The following is a 14,109-nucleotide window of genomic DNA, read 5'->3' as shown; positions in this document are numbered from 1 at the left end:
ATTACCTTCTATTATTACTTTTTACTGCTTAACCTAAGCGTTTTTTAGCCGCCGCCATTAACGCTTCAATTTCATCAGGATCTTTAACGACCATCGCCGTTAAGTTTTCATTCCCATCTTCAGTGATAAGAATGTCGTCTTCGATACGTACGCCGATACCACGGTATTGAGGCGGTACGTCAGCATCTGGCGCAATATATAATCCTGGTTCAATGGTTAGCACCATGCCCGGCTCTAAAATGCGGTCTCTTTCTACACCGTAAAAACCGACATCATGAACATCTAAGCCCAGCCAATGGCTTAAACCATGCATAAAAAATGGATGATACGCTTTGTTTTCGATCAATTGTTCGACGTCACCCTGCAAAATGCCTAATTTCACTAAGCCTTCTGTTTTAATGCGAACAATTTGACGAGTCACTTCGTGGATACTGGTGCCTGGGCGGTAAAGTTCTAATGCGGTGTTAATAGATTGAAGCACGATATCGTAAATTTCACGCTGTTCTTTGGTGAATTTTCCGTTCACAGGGAAAGTTCGGGTGATATCCCCTGCGTAACCTTCTAACTCTGCACCGGCATCAATTAGGACTAAGTCCCCATTTTTCATCGCACATTCATTTTCTGTGTAGTGCAAAATGCAGGCGTTTTCGCCACTACCGACGATGGTGTTATAAGATGGGAAACGCGCACCATGGCGAGTAAATTCATACTCAATCTCACCACAGAGTTGGTATTCATACATATTCGGGCGGCAAGTTTCCATTGCACGAATATGGGCTAATGCTGAAATTTCACCCGCTTTGCGCATAACCGCCATTTCCGCATCCGATTTAAACAGGCGCATTTCGTGCACCATTGGACGCCAGTCAATGAGCGTGCGAGGGGCTTTTAAATTGCGACGACTTCCTCGGCGCAGCACATCCAACGCACCGAAAACCAGTTTATCCGCGTAATCAAATTCACCTTGAGCGTGATAAACCACATCGAGACCATTGAGTAATTGATAAAGCTGGTCAACGATTTCATCGAATGGCAGCGCTTTATCAATACCTAATTTTTCTGGTGCCGCATCTTGCCCTAAGCGACGCCCAAACCAAATTTCGGCAGTGAGATCGCGAACACGGTTGAATAGCACGGTGTGGCTATGTTTCTCGTCACTTTTTATTAAAACTAAAACCGCTTCTGGCTCACTAAATCCAGTCAGATACAGAAAATCACTGTGCTGGCGATACGGATATTCGCAATCCGCATTACGTTGTGCTTCAGGTGCTGAGAAAATAATAGCAGCACTTGCTGGCGCCATTTGAGCCAATAATGCATTACGACGAGAAATAAATTCCTGCTTATTCATACCGTTATTGCCTTATTATTTGGGTTTTAGGTTGGTTGCTTGTTTGATAATTAGCTAAAAATCAAACGGCAATCAGTTCAAATTAGGTAAATCCGTTCCTTAACCGTAGGTGACTGGCAATGCAGAAAGCCTACAGTTAGTGGGTCGCTACCTAATATTATAGATTAGTGAAGAACGGGCTTGATATTCTCAACAGCGGTTGGGCCTTTTTTCGGCTCAGCCAATGCGATATAACACAGTTGAACGGCAACTCTCACATATTCAACAACTTCTTCTAATGCTTGCTCTAACTCTTCTTGGTCTTCTTCTTCATCATAACCAAGCATACCGATGTTACGTAGATCGGTAATTACTTCACTAATCTCTTTTTTATCAGTCAGTTTAGGTTGAGCAACACCAATGCCAAGTAAGAAGTGGTTAACCCAGCCAGCTAGTGCGTCCGCATGGTCAAACACAGAAGCGTCTTCATCCGGAAATAGCATATTGAATGCAAATTCGGTGTCATCTAATGCTTCAAATGTGAGGTCATACAGTTCACGCAGCGGTTGTGAAACGGTTTGCGGAAACGCAAGTCCATCATTTGCTAGATCATGAACAAGGGTTTGCCAACCTAAGTCACGGCTTCCTCCACAAATCAGTCCGGTTATTAAACCATGGATCTCGGCGGCAGTGAGTGCGATTGAGTGCTGTTGGAGTAAGTTGTCCAACGATTCATAGTTAGGTAAAGATTTTTGTATAGACATCTGAATTCGTCATGTTAGCTTGGGATTCGTGATATGCTACCACCAAGGATAGCCGCTAGACCAGTCTGCTTTTTTTGTCTGAGTTATTATTAGCTTATTTTTATTCTAAACTAGTAATATATCGCCAATGCCTATCTAAGCATAAGCTATGCAAAAATTAACAACATTTACGCCAAATGTCCTACTTTTATTGGCGAAAAAGATTTTAGTATGGAGGTATCATGTCCGCACAACCCGTTGATATTCAGATTTTTGGGCGCTCTATGCGCGTTAATTGCCCAATAGAACAAAAAGAAGCGCTCTTAGAGTCAGCAAAAGAATTAGAAGAACGCTTAAAAACGTTAAAAGACCGAAGCGGTGTCACTAACACTGAACAACTTATTTTCATTGTCGCATTGAACGTCTGTCACGAATTAGCACAAGAAAAGACAAAAACGCGCGATTATGCTTATAATATGGAAGAGAAAATAAAAGTATTGCAGCAGACGATTGAACAAGCGTTGCACGATCAGGTAAAAATCACTGAGAGGCAGGTATTGCCCCTAGAGTAAATATGCTTATTAATCAATCACTAGTAAAAAAATAAAACGAAAAATTAGGTTGCATTTACACTCTAATTTCGTACAATGAAATCACTGAGTAACGAAAGTTCTCAAAACAAATTTCTCTGAGATGCGCGTCAGTGGGTAAGTCCCCTGAGCCGATATTTCATACCAAACAGAATGTGGTTATTGCGCTGGTGAGCATGCCTGATTCGCTCAGGAAGCCTAAAGGTTGCTAAACTGCGTTCACCTTGAACCAAGGGTTCAAGGGTTACAGCCTACAACGGCATCTTGGAGACCTCCCTTCTATTTAGTCTTTTCTATATTCTTTGCACAAAATCTCAAACCCACACTAAAAATTACGTATTCCGATTCCTTGCGATATACTGTTTCGTAGGTTTTTCCACGAGTTATCAACTTGATATTAGGAATATGATTTATGGAAATGGTTATGTCAGATACGCTCTCTTCACTACGTCAGCAAATCCGTAAATCTATTCGAGCTACCCGGCGGGAACTGACGCCTGAAGTTCAAGATGATGCGGCACAACGCATTATCGCCCACACACTTAATCACCCAAAAGTCGCACAAGCTAAAACTATCGCCCTATTTCTTTCGTTCGATGGTGAAATTAATACACGTCCATTAATCCAAGCCCTTTGGGATCACGGAAAACAAGTTTATCTACCCGTTATTCACCCTTTTAATCCTCATCACTTATTATTTTTGCACTACACACCGAAGACTATCTTAGTAAAAAATAAATTTAATATTGAAGAGCCACAATTGAATGTGTTGGATGTATTACCTATCGAGCGACTGGATATAATGATGATCCCGCTGGTAGCTTTTGATAGCCAAGGGCAACGGTTAGGAATGGGAGGAGGATTTTATGATAGAACATTGGCAAATTGGCAACAAACTGGCTTTTATCCTATTGGACTCGCCCATGATTGTCAGTTAGTTGAAGTTTTACCTGTCGCGCACTGGGATATTCCATTACCAGAAATTATTACTCCGAAAAAAATATGGCGCTGGTAGATACCAACGCCACTGTGCTTTTAATGAAATGTTTTTAATGCATCGACTGATTAGAACAGCAGACGAGCGCGGATGGTGCCTGGTAGAGATTTTAATTTCAGTAATACTTCATCCGCTTGGCTTGGTGACTGCGTCAACACATCAATAACCACATAGCCCACATTCCCTGAGGTTCGCAAGTATTGCCCAACCACGTTAATGTTATTTTCAGTAAACACTTGGTTGATACTGTTCATGATACCAGGGCGGTTTTCATGAATGTGCAGTAAACGGTTAGTATCATCCATATGCACTGGCAGCGAAACTTCAGGGAAGTTAACCGCAGATAATGTTGAACCGTTATCTGAGTATTTTGCCAGTTTACTTGCCACTTCTAAGCCGATATTTTCTTGCGCTTCTTCCGTTGAACCACCGATATGTGGAGTCAGGATAACGTTATCGAATTTAATCAACTCAGAAATGAATGGGTCATTAGGATCGTTGTTTGCTGCTGGTTCCGTTGGGAAAACGTCAACCGCTGCACCTGATAATTTCTTGCTTTCTAACGCTGAACTTAATGCAGGAATATCAACAACAGTACCGCGTGATGCGTTGATGAAAATCGCACCTTGCTTCATTTGCTCAAACTGCACTTCGCCAAACATGTTTTTCGTGCTGGCCGTTTCAGGCACATGTAAGCTCACCACATCGCTCATTTTTAATAATTCTGGTAATGAACGAACTTGAGTTGCGTTACCTAATGGCAATTTGTTTTCGATATCATAGAAGTAAACATCCATACCGATACCTTCAGCTAAGATCCCTAACTGTGTACCGATATGACCATAACCGACAATACCTAAGCGTTTGCCACGAGCTTCAAAGCAGCCTTTCGCTTGTTTTTCCCAGATCCCGCGGTGTGCTTGCATATTCGCTTCAGGAATACGACGTAACAGAAGTAATAACTGACCTAATACCATTTCCGCCACGGAACGGGTGTTGGAGAATGGTGCATTAAAGACAGGAATACCGCGCTTCGCTGCAGCATCGAGATCAACTTGGTTGGTTCCAATACAGAAACATCCCACAGCCACCAGTTTTTCTGCTGCGGCAAAGATCTCTTCCGTCAAATGAGTACGGGAGCGGATCCCCACAAAACGTGCATCTTTAATCGCTTCTTTTAATTCTTCGTCCGACAGCGCACTTTTGTGATATTCGATATTGGTGTAACCCGCTGCTTTGAGGTTATCCACAGCACTTTGGTGAACACCTTCAAGCAGTAAAAATTTAATTTTGTCTTTCTGCAAAGATACCTTGACCATTTACCCTACCCTATCGTACTTAATTTTGACCGATGAATTTCGTATGAACTCAAAATAATTCAAGATGCACGCCATGAAATTAAGGCACTCCAGCCCCCTCACATGCACCTTGAAATAAAACGAGAATACCAACATAGCAAAATTCAGCGCAGTAGCAATACAAACGATTGCTTAGACTCTGCTAAAAAGTGTGATGAAAAAGAAGTTATGTGGTGGAAAATCTAGAGCGGTAACACAAAATAAGCATTTTGCCCACCCAATGGGCATTTGTGTGAGATATATCACCAAAATAACGGAAGGTAAAAAAAATTTAAATAATTTTCATGTTGATGATATTTACAAAAGTCATTAACCATCAAACTATTTAGTTAAAAACACGCTAATCAAAAACAAAATAAGCCAGTGAACTCAAAAAGCCACTGGCTTATCATTACATTCTGATTAATTACAACTTAATGGTTTTTACGCCGTCAGCCGTTCCCATCAGCACGACATCCGCGCCACGGTTAGCAAATAATCCGACAGTTACAACACCAGCAATGCCATTGATTTTATTTTCTAATGCGACTGGGTCGAGGATTTCTAAATTGTGAACATCTAAAATAACGTTGCCGTTATCCGTCACCACGTTTTCACGGTAAACCGGCTGGCCACCCAGTTTGACTAGCTCACGAGCCACATAGCTACGCGCCATTGGGATCACTTCCACTGGTAGAGGGAATTTGCCCAGTACGCCCACCAGCTTAGATTGGTCTACGATACACACGAATGTTTTAGCAATGGCAGACACGATTTTTTCACGGGTTAACGCTGCACCACCGCCTTTGATCATGTTCATGTTACCGTCAACTTCGTCAGCACCATCAACATAAACATCTAATGAATCCACGCTATTACAGTCAAAAACGGGAATACCCAAGGATTTTAATTTTTGCGTTGATGCTTCAGAGCTAGAGACTGCGCCTTCGATTTGCCCCTTCATTGTTGCTAATGCATCAATAAAATGAGAGGCAGTAGACCCCGTACCAACACCAACAATGGTGCCTGGTCTAACATATTCTAATGCTGCCCAACCTACTGCTTTTTTTAATTCATCCTGAGTCATGCGAGAGCCTTATACTGAAATAATGAGTCATTAAGTAGATGCTCAATAGTATATACCGGACACCCAGCAAGTTGCAGTATTGTTATTAGGGATTGTGCACTACTTCTTATGAAAAATACCCTTTAGGAATATTTGCAAGTGTTATCCCTAAAAATATGGCATAGTGATTGGCAGAATAACAAGAAGGAGAGTTTTTGATGAAGCGCCCTGATTATCGCGCCTTGCAAGCACTGGATGCCGTCATTCGTGAACGCGGATTTGAACGAGCAGCACAAAAATTGTGTATCACCCAATCTGCGGTTTCTCAACGAATCAAACAGTTAGAAAACCTTTTTGGTCAGCCTTTACTCGTGCGCACCGTTCCGCCACATCCGACTGAACAAGGTCAAAAACTGCTAGCGCTGCTTCATCAAGTAGAATTACTCGAAGAACAGTGGCTTGGAGATGAAAACAGCGGCTCTACCCCATTATTGCTCTCCTTAGCGGTCAACGCCGATAGCTTGGCAACCTGGTTCTTACCTGCATTGAATCCCGTTCTGGGCAACACCCCTATTCGCTTGAATATTCAAGTGGAAGATGAAACTCGTACCCAGGAACGTTTAAGACGCGGTGAAGTAGTCGGTGCTATCAGTATTCAGCCACAAGCGCTACCGGGCTGTTTAGTCGATAAACTGGGTGCTCTGGACTATATTTTCGTGGCCTCTCCTGGCTTTGCGGCTAAATATTTCCCTGAAGGTGTAACTCGCGCATCGCTACTAAAAGCGCCTGCCGTGGCTTTTGACCACTTAGATGATATGCACCAAGCCTTTGTACAACAAAACTTTGGTCTATCGCCAGGTAGCGTCCCTTGCCATATCGTTAACTCATCGGAAGCGTTTGTGCAGCTAGCAAAACAGGGCTCAACATGCTGTATGATCCCACACTTGCAGATTGCCAGCGAATTAGAAAATGGTGAACTAATCGATTTAACACCGGGGTTATGCCAGCGCCGTATGCTTTATTGGCATCGTTTTGCGCCAGAAAGCCGCACAATGAAGAAAGTGACTGACGCCCTGCTAAAAACAGGACGCCAGATGCTAAAACAAGATGATGAAATTGCGGCTGAAATTAACGCTTAATTTCAAAAACCACATCGACTTGGTCATTAAAATCAATACTTTGTTGCTCATAGGTCTCATCAACATTGAGATCTTGAGCAGCAGCTTTCAGCGAACCACCACGGCTACGCATCGCCATCGGGTATGGCACATCTGATGGCGCATTGTAATTAATGCTGTAAATCGGCCCTAACTGGGCATTAAACCCTTTCGCCAACGCTTCAGCCTGCTGTTGAGCATTCTTCATCGCTTGGTCACGCGCAGCATTACGATATTTCTGCGGATCATTCACGCCAAATTGGACTGAATTAATTTCATTCAATCCTGCCGCTAATGCCCCATCGAGCAGCACATTCAATTGATCCAGTTTTTTCACTTTCACTTCAACGGTTCTTGTCGCGGTATAGCCTTTTAAAGACGCCTTAGCAGTCGAACTATAATCATAGTTTGGTTGGGTACGCACATTGGCAGCTTCAATATCTTGCTTTTCAATGCCATTTTTCTTTAGGAATTCATAGTATTCAGCAACACGCTTATCAACTGCGGTTTTCGCAGCCGCGGCATCTTTATTGGTCACTTGCACATTAATGCTCAGCGTCGCCATATCTGGTGCCACTTTCACAGCACCACTTGCTGACGTCGAAATATGAGGACCTTCTGGTACGGCGCTTGCCAATGACATGGTTGGTACCGCAAGACCTGCCAGCAGGGCAGCAACAACGATAGATTTCAATTTCACAGAACCTCCCAATGGTATTTTTCTCTACAAGAAAAAGGAAGTTCATCATAAACTTCCTTTGATTAAGGTTCACATTATCATATTCAGCGCAAACTGCGATTCAGAATAATGCTAATTAATAACCCAAACCATGCATCGCGAGTTTAAATGCAATAAACCACATGACACAACCGACAAACAGGTTAATAAAACGCTGAGAGCGAGGTTTATTCAGTATAGGAGAAAACCAAGCGGCTAACAGGGCTAATAAGAAAAACCACACAAATGAAGCCGTCAAAGCCCCTGCTGTAAACCATGGACGTAATTGGCTTTCTAATTGCCCACCGACACTGCCTAGCACCACAAATGTATCCAAGTACACATGCGGATTCAGCCAAGTGACGGCAAATAAAGTCACAATCACTTTCCAGCGTGTCATCGTTTTGCTTTCTAGCTGTAAGACCTCATCATCTGGAGTCATCGCTGTACGAAACGCGCCATAACCATACCACGCTAAAAATGCGACTCCAGCCCATGTAATTAACGCCATCAATAACTCAGACTGGCTTAATAAGGCACTACCGCCAAATACACCGGCAATAATTAAAATCGTGTCACTTAGCGCGCATAACAATGCACTCATTAAATGAAATTGTTTGCGACTACCTTGCTGCAATACAAATGCATTTTGTGGCCCCAACGGTAATATCATTGCAGCCCCAAGCAGAGCCCCCTGAAAATAAATCGTAAACATGCAATTCTTCCCAATAATTATTCAGTTCATCTGCAAAGAATAATATCCAGAAAAAATTATTAGTGAAAACGATTAACTCTAATGGACCATAAGTAAGGCTAATCAGGATTGGCAATAAAGAAAAGATAGAAAGTAGGATGAGGCTAAGGACAAAATGCAAATAAAAATAGCGCAATGTTTAGGTCGCGCCATTTTTAAGGATAAATACGTTAATACTTATTCAGCAGAAATATTTTTTGCGCTGGTATTAACTTGGTGAAGATGAACATCCATTTGCGGGAATGGAATACCAATATTGTGCTTATCAAGAGCACGCTTAAAGTTTTCCATTAAATCCCAATAAACCGGCCAAGTATCGCCATTCGTTGTCCAGAAACGCACTAAATAGTTTAATGAAGATGGTGCCATTTCATTTAAACGGATAGTCACGCCTTTATCATGCAGAATACGCGAATCAGCAGCAACGATATCACCCAATACTTTTTTAACCACATCAATATCAGAATTGTAAGCAACACCGACCATAATATCTTGGCGACGAAGCGGCTCACGAGTCACGTTAATGATGCTGTCACCAATAATTTTACCGTTTGGGATCACCACAATACGGTCATCTGCCGTTCTCAATGTAGTTGAGAAAATTTGTACGCTTTGTACTGTACCGTCAATCGCACCAATTTTAACAAACTCACCCGCTTTTAATGGTCTGAATACCACCAGCAGAACGCCCGCAGCAAAGTTACCTAATGAGTTTTGTAATGCTAAACCAACCGCTAAACCGGCGGCACCCATTACCGCGATGACAGAGGCAGTTTGTACGCCAATTTTTCCCAGCACAGCAATTAAGGTAAATGCCACAATGGTATAGCGAGCAATAGCAGATAAGAATTCGCTAACAGTGGAGTCAATTCCTCTCATTGTCATCACGCGATTCAAACCACGGCTAACCCATTTAGCAATCATCAACCCCACAATTAAAATAACAAGTGCGGAAACGATATTGACGACATACTGGACTAGCAGATCCTGATTTGCCACAAACCAATTTGTTGCATCATTCAATGCGCCTGTAACATCATCAGTATTCATATGTATATCCTTTTCGATCAAATTTAGACTAGGAAAACTCGCTCAATTCAATTAGTAACCTTAGAAACTATTAGTAAATAATTGAATAACACGCTTAAAATAATAGCTATAAATTATCAAAATATAAAATTAATCGATAAATAAAATGTTATTTATCGATTTTCGATAACAAATTCACGGTAGTCATCCAACATATCAAAAAAGTCATTTACACCACAAAAAGCAATACTTTCATTATCATAGTAACTCATGCCCTCTTCTAACCCGTCCGTCTCAAAGGCTAACTGGTTCGCACGGATCATCACCTCCTCATCATCAAGAATAAGTGTGTATTCGTGACCAATAAACTCCCATTGCTTTTCGCTGCCTTTAATAAGTTCATAATTTTCTGCGATGGTGTCCAGTAAACTGAGGTCATTTTTGATTTCCTCATTTAACCAATAACCGATAGCTTCATGATCCATTGAAAATTTAGCGGTAATACTTCCTGTAATATCCTTTAAGAATTGGTAATCCATATGCAATACCTCACACTTTGCGTCTTTGAATTAAGTATAACGCGAGTCAAGCGGGTTTGCTTAGCGCTATTACGGGCTGTCAGAAGAAAATTAATGGTCGTGACTATTACGCTGCATAAATATATTTATTCGATTAAGATTGATACACACTACCCAACTCGGTAATAGGAACGTTAATGATTAATCGATTAGACCATTTAGTCTTAACCACCACAGATCTTGATGCCTGTCTTGATTTTTACCAACGTATTTTAAAGATGTCTGTGATCACCTTCGGTGAACAACGTTTTGCCCTGCAATTTGGTCAGCAAAAGATAAACATTCACCAATATGGGAAAGAGTTTGAACCTAAGGCACATTTGCCTGTTCCAGGATCGTTAGATCTCTGCTTTATCAGTGATATTCCACTAATTGAAGTTCAAAAGCATATTGAACAGCAAGGTGTGGAAATTATAGAGGGGCCAGTACAAAGAACGGGTGCTATCGGTAAGATTATCTCTTTGTATATCAGAGATCCTGATTTGAATTTGATTGAAATTTCACAATATCTTTAACGCTCACCTAGCTATATTCGTATTCTTTGCTAAAAGCAAGATAGAAAAAACCCCAAAAATTGAATTCTCAATTCTTGGGGTTAAGTCAGTATGATTCTATCTACTGCTGATTAAACAGCAGTTTGGAAAATCACACCATCGGCTTTTTCAGTGTACTGATCCAGTCGGTCAAAGTTCAGATAGCGGTATGTATCTTCCGCAGTCTCGTCGACTTTATTCATAAACTGTTGGTACTCAGCTGGCGTTGGTAAGCGACCTAACAGAGAAGCAACTGCGGCTAACTCTGCGGATGCCAGATACACATTCGCCCCTGTACCTAAACGGTTAGGGAAGTTACGAGTCGATGTAGAAACGACTGTCGCACCATCAGCCACGCGTGCTTGGTTACCCATACACAGTGAACAACCTGGGACTTCGATACGCGCTCCGCTCTTACCAAATACGCTGTAATAACCTTCTTCAGTTAATTGCGCTGCATCCATCTTGGTTGGTGGCGCAACCCACAGGCGAGTTGGTAATTGACCTTTATGGGAATCCAGCAGCTTACCTGCCGCACGGAAATGACCAATGTTAGTCATGCAAGAACCAATGAATACTTCATCAATTTTTTCATTCTGAACATCAGACAGTAAGCGCGCATCATCTGGGTCATTTGGTGCACACAGAATTGGTTCCTTGATCTCATTAAGATCAATTTCAATCACTGCGGCATATTCTGCATCGGCATCGCCTTCAAGTAACTCAGGGTTCGCTAACCAGTTTTCCATACCTTTGATACGACGCTCAATGGTACGACGGTCGCCGTAACCTTCTGCGATCATCCATTTCAATAGAACGATGTTAGATTGCAGGTATTCGATGATTGGCGCTTTGTCCAGTTTGATAGTACAGCCCGCTGCAGAACGCTCGGCTGATGCATCCGCTAATTCAAATGCTTGCTCAACTTTCAGCTCAGGAAGGCCTTCAATTTCCAGAATACGACCAGAGAAAATGTTTTTCTTACCTTTTTTCTCGACAGTCAGTAAGCCATCTTTAATCGCATACAGTGGAATAGCATGAACAAGGTCACGTAATGTGATACCCGGCTGCATTTGCCCTTTGAAGCGAACTAATACAGATTCTGGCATATCTAGAGGCATAACACCGGTTGCTGCGGCAAAAGCCACTAAACCAGAACCTGCTGGGAATGAGATACCAATTGGGAAACGGGTATGTGAGTCACCACCAGTACCAACAGTATCTGGCAATAGCATACGGTTTAACCAAGAGTGAATGATACCGTCGCCCGGACGTAGAGAAACCCCACCACGATTCATAATAAAATCAGGCAGCGTATGGTGCGTGGTAACATCGACAGGTTTTGGATAAGCTGCCGTGTGACAGAATGACTGCATGACTAAATCTGCAGAGAATCCTAAACACGCTAAGTCTTTCAGCTCATCACGCGTCATTGGACCCGTAGTATCTTGAGAACCGACAGACGTCATTTTAGGTTCACAGTATTCGCCTGGGCGAATACCTTGGCGACCGCATGCACGACCGACCATTTTTTGTGCTAATGAGTAACCACGATTGCTTTGTGCAACAGGTTTTGCAAGACGGAACATATCCGTTGCACCTAAACCTAATGCTTCGCGTGCTTTTGTGGTTAAGCCACGACCGATAATCAGAGGAATACGACCACCAGCACGAACTTCGTCGATTAACACATCCGTTTTTAATTCGAATGTTTCTAACAATTCGTTAGTTTCGTGATTACGAACTTCACCTTTATATGGATAGATATCAATCACATCGCCCATATTCAGCTTTGATACATCCACTTCAATTGGCAGTGCACCCGCATCTTCCATTGTGTTAAAGAAGATAGGGGCAATTTTACCGCCCAGCACCACACCGCCGCCACGTTTGTTAGGCACGAATGGAATATCATCGCCCATAAACCATAAAACGGAGTTCGTTGCTGATTTACGAGAAGAACCCGTACCGACAACGTCACCCACATAAGCCAGTGGGAAACCTTTTTTATTCAGTTCTTCGATCTGTTTAATTGGACCTACACTACCTGCTTCATCAGGAACGATACCATCACGCGCGTTTTTCAGCATTGCTAAAGCATGCAGAGGGATATCTGGACGTGACCATGCATCTGGTGCAGGAGATAAATCATCGGTGTTTGTTTCGCCAGTCACTTTAAATACAGTCACTGTCATTTTTTCAGCTAATTCAGGACGTTCGTTGAACCAATCGGCATTCGCCCATGATTCAATCACTTGCTTAGCATGTGCATTTCCCGCTTTCGCTTTTTCTTCGACATCGTAGAAGTTATCGAACATGAGTAGAGTATGGGAAAGTGCTTTCGCTGCGATGGCTGCCAATTTGGCATCATCAAGAGCTTCGATTAGTGCGTGAATATTGTATCCGCCCTGCATGGTACCAAGCAGTTCAGTAGCTTTTTCAGGGGAGATCAGAGGGGAGGATGTTTCGCCTTTTGCGATCGCGGCTAAAAATCCAGCTTTAACGTACGCTGCTTCATCGACACCCGGTGGAACACGGTTGGTCAGCAGGTCTAACAAGAAATCTTCTTCACCTTTGGGTGGGTTTTTCAGTAACTCGACTAGTGCAGCTACTTGTGACGCATCTAATGGCTTAGGGACAATCCCTTGAGCGGCACGCTCGGCTACGTGCTTACGGTATTCTTCTAGCACGACGTTCTCCTCGCTTCTTTGTTATTTATATACCCGGCTGTCTGCACCATCCTGAAAAAGTCATCATCCGGTGCCAGGTCAGAGGAATTTGCTCACATAATCTCAATGGCGATAAAATTATGTCCAGCTTCGGGCAATCAGCATAGCAGAATTTAAACGTAATGTTAATTCATTCACAAGAAAGTAACATTCTTCTGCTAACTTAACCCATTAACAAACTTTATAGGGCAATTTTTAAGCTTGAAACATCATAATCCATTATAAACATCCATTAAGACCCTACTTTTTATAATCCATTTCATGGCTGAAAGCACTCTAATTAGTGTCTTTTTTCATCCCTTATCACAAATTATATTTAATAACTCATTTTTACTTATCTGACTAATTGATAAGGCAAATCATTGCGATTGGTTTAAAATTTTTTAACGGATTTTATGGGGTTTATTGGTCTTTTTAGTTCAACCAGATTACTGAGGGGAAGCAATAAAAAAGAGCCTATGAAAATCTAGGCTCTTCAATTGAAACTTAAATTATTTCAATTAATTGATTTATAAGTGAAAGTTTTCTAAATGAGAATAATTCAATAC

13 protein-coding genes and 1 other RNA gene are annotated in these 14,109 nt (G+C 42.1%); 5 read left to right on the top strand and 9 right to left on the bottom strand.

Annotated features, from left to right (window positions below; translation table 11 throughout):
• Positions 1-28: 28 nt before the first annotated feature.
• Together pepP and JK188_RS05475 are read right to left on the bottom strand one after the other, a co-directional pair.
• On the bottom strand, positions 29-1,351 hold the full coding sequence (gene pepP, locus JK188_RS05480; RefSeq protein ID WP_211886259.1) for a Xaa-Pro aminopeptidase: 1,323 nt from the start codon (positions 1,349-1,351) through the stop codon (positions 29-31).
• 164 nt (positions 1,352-1,515) lie between these two features.
• A complete protein-coding gene (locus JK188_RS05475) occupies positions 1,516-2,094 on the bottom strand; it encodes a YecA/YgfB family protein (protein WP_036951150.1) in 579 nt (192 codons plus the stop codon).
• Between the two features lie 221 nt (positions 2,095-2,315).
• Between JK188_RS05475 and zapA the strand changes: the two genes are divergently transcribed.
• From zapA to JK188_RS05460, 3 genes are all read left to right on the top strand, one after another.
• Positions 2,316-2,645 (top strand): cell division protein ZapA, encoded by a 330-nt coding sequence (zapA, locus tag JK188_RS05470; RefSeq protein WP_036951152.1) that lies wholly within the window; start codon positions 2,316-2,318, stop codon positions 2,643-2,645.
• Positions 2,646-2,755: 110 nt separating this feature from the next.
• Positions 2,756-2,938, top strand: a non-coding RNA gene (ssrS, locus tag JK188_RS05465) — 6S RNA.
• A gap of 137 nt (positions 2,939-3,075) precedes the next feature.
• Positions 3,076-3,678, top strand: a complete 603-nt coding sequence (locus JK188_RS05460) for a 5-formyltetrahydrofolate cyclo-ligase (RefSeq protein WP_249215515.1) — start codon at positions 3,076-3,078, stop codon at positions 3,676-3,678.
• 50 nt (positions 3,679-3,728) lie between these two features.
• Here JK188_RS05460 and serA read toward each other — a convergent pair whose 3' ends face one another.
• Both serA and rpiA read right to left on the bottom strand, forming a co-directional pair.
• Positions 3,729-4,979 carry a phosphoglycerate dehydrogenase gene (serA, locus tag JK188_RS05455; RefSeq protein WP_036951154.1) on the bottom strand — a complete coding sequence of 417 codons (1,251 nt, stop codon included), beginning with the start codon at positions 4,977-4,979 and terminating at the stop codon, positions 3,729-3,731.
• A 445-nt stretch (positions 4,980-5,424) separates the two neighbouring features.
• Positions 5,425-6,084 carry a ribose-5-phosphate isomerase RpiA gene (rpiA, locus tag JK188_RS05450; RefSeq protein WP_108478272.1) on the bottom strand — a complete coding sequence of 220 codons (660 nt, stop codon included), beginning with the start codon at positions 6,082-6,084 and terminating at the stop codon, positions 5,425-5,427.
• Between the two features lie 197 nt (positions 6,085-6,281).
• On the opposite strand from rpiA, the gene JK188_RS05445 reads away from it, so the two are divergent.
• The gene (locus JK188_RS05445) at positions 6,282-7,202 is read left to right on the top strand and encodes a LysR family transcriptional regulator ArgP (protein ID WP_036951157.1); all 921 of its coding nucleotides are present in this window, start codon (positions 6,282-6,284) and stop codon (positions 7,200-7,202) included.
• Here the strand turns inward: JK188_RS05445 and JK188_RS05440 are convergent.
• From JK188_RS05440 to JK188_RS05425, 4 genes are all read right to left on the bottom strand, one after another.
• Entirely contained in the window at positions 7,192-7,920 is a 729-nt protein-coding gene (locus JK188_RS05440; protein ID WP_211886266.1) for an oxidative stress defense protein, read from the bottom strand. The genes JK188_RS05445 and JK188_RS05440 overlap by 11 nt on opposite strands.
• A gap of 115 nt (positions 7,921-8,035) precedes the next feature.
• A complete protein-coding gene (gene argO, locus JK188_RS05435; protein WP_211886270.1) occupies positions 8,036-8,653 on the bottom strand; it encodes an arginine exporter ArgO in 618 nt (205 codons plus the stop codon).
• Positions 8,654-8,869: 216 nt separating this feature from the next.
• Positions 8,870-9,742, bottom strand: coding sequence for a small-conductance mechanosensitive channel MscS (gene mscS / locus JK188_RS05430; RefSeq protein WP_036951161.1), 873 nt, complete (start codon positions 9,740-9,742; stop codon positions 8,870-8,872).
• Between the two features lie 152 nt (positions 9,743-9,894).
• Complete coding sequence (locus JK188_RS05425; RefSeq protein ID WP_036951163.1) at positions 9,895-10,260, bottom strand: YacL family protein; 366 nt, start codon at positions 10,258-10,260, stop codon at positions 9,895-9,897.
• Positions 10,261-10,436: 176 nt separating this feature from the next.
• Between JK188_RS05425 and JK188_RS05420 the strand changes: the two genes are divergently transcribed.
• Positions 10,437-10,814 carry a VOC family protein gene (locus tag JK188_RS05420; RefSeq protein ID WP_211886272.1) on the top strand — a complete coding sequence of 126 codons (378 nt, stop codon included), beginning with the start codon at positions 10,437-10,439 and terminating at the stop codon, positions 10,812-10,814.
• 110 nt (positions 10,815-10,924) lie between these two features.
• Here JK188_RS05420 and acnB read toward each other — a convergent pair whose 3' ends face one another.
• Complete coding sequence (acnB, locus tag JK188_RS05415; protein ID WP_211886274.1) at positions 10,925-13,522, bottom strand: bifunctional aconitate hydratase 2/2-methylisocitrate dehydratase; 2,598 nt, start codon at positions 13,520-13,522, stop codon at positions 10,925-10,927.
• Positions 13,523-14,109 lie beyond the last annotated feature (587 nt).

It is taken from the genome of Providencia sp. JGM181 (assembly GCF_018257375.1).
GTDB classification, from domain to species: domain Bacteria; phylum Pseudomonadota; class Gammaproteobacteria; order Enterobacterales; family Enterobacteriaceae; genus Providencia; species Providencia lanzhouensis.
The sequence above is the reverse complement of the archived record's forward strand: the minus strand, read 5'-3'. Positions and strand labels throughout refer to the sequence as shown.

What these genes read in the sequence shown, in the direction of transcription:
- pepP (WP_211886259.1), bottom strand. Translation starts at nt 1,351, where the DNA reads ATGAATAAGCAGGAATTTATTTCTCGTCGTAATGCATTATTGGCTCAA.
- JK188_RS05475 (WP_036951150.1), bottom strand. Translation starts at nt 2,094, where the DNA reads ATGTCTATACAAAAATCTTTACCTAACTATGAATCGTTGGACAACTTA.
- zapA (WP_036951152.1), top strand. Translation starts at nt 2,316, where the DNA reads ATGTCCGCACAACCCGTTGATATTCAGATTTTTGGGCGCTCTATGCGC.
- JK188_RS05460 (WP_249215515.1), top strand. Translation starts at nt 3,076, where the DNA reads ATGGAAATGGTTATGTCAGATACGCTCTCTTCACTACGTCAGCAAATC.
- serA (WP_036951154.1), bottom strand. Translation starts at nt 4,979, where the DNA reads ATGGTCAAGGTATCTTTGCAGAAAGACAAAATTAAATTTTTACTGCTT.
- rpiA (WP_108478272.1), bottom strand. Translation starts at nt 6,084, where the DNA reads ATGACTCAGGATGAATTAAAAAAAGCAGTAGGTTGGGCAGCATTAGAA.
- JK188_RS05445 (WP_036951157.1), top strand. Translation starts at nt 6,282, where the DNA reads ATGAAGCGCCCTGATTATCGCGCCTTGCAAGCACTGGATGCCGTCATT.
- argO (WP_211886270.1), bottom strand. Translation starts at nt 8,653, where the DNA reads ATGTTTACGATTTATTTTCAGGGGGCTCTGCTTGGGGCTGCAATGATA.
- mscS (WP_036951161.1), bottom strand. Translation starts at nt 9,742, where the DNA reads ATGAATACTGATGATGTTACAGGCGCATTGAATGATGCAACAAATTGG.
- JK188_RS05425 (WP_036951163.1), bottom strand. Translation starts at nt 10,260, where the DNA reads ATGGATTACCAATTCTTAAAGGATATTACAGGAAGTATTACCGCTAAA.
- JK188_RS05420 (WP_211886272.1), top strand. Translation starts at nt 10,437, where the DNA reads ATGATTAATCGATTAGACCATTTAGTCTTAACCACCACAGATCTTGAT.